This is a genomic window from Pseudomonas alkylphenolica, assembly GCF_004025535.1.
Taxonomy (GTDB): domain Bacteria; phylum Pseudomonadota; class Gammaproteobacteria; order Pseudomonadales; family Pseudomonadaceae; genus Aquipseudomonas; species Aquipseudomonas alkylphenolica_A.
The window spans coordinates 1-204 of sequence record NZ_QJRG01000024.1 but is presented as its reverse complement, the minus strand read 5'-3'; the positions used below and the strand labels follow the sequence as shown (position 1 = coordinate 204).

At 61.3% G+C, this 204-nt stretch carries 1 protein-coding gene; it reads left to right on the top strand.

The window, feature by feature from the left end:
- Positions 1-204, top strand: a 204-nt coding sequence (locus tag DM813_RS28365; RefSeq protein WP_164897189.1) for a hypothetical protein, incomplete at both ends; no start/stop codon positions are given.

Here is a 204-nt window from a genome sequence, read left to right as displayed (position 1 = left end):
GCCTGCGGATGAAGGACCTGGCGGCGGCAGGCCTGACAGCCAACCCCAACCGGGTGGCAGGGCAAGTGAACTCGCAGATCGGGAAGGTACGCGACAACCTCGCGGCAGAGTTCCAGAACGGTGGCGGCGGCAAGTTTTATCAGATCCGCGGTGGCGTGGTCATGGCGTTGATCGAGGGCATCGTCCTTGGCATCAAATATTTCA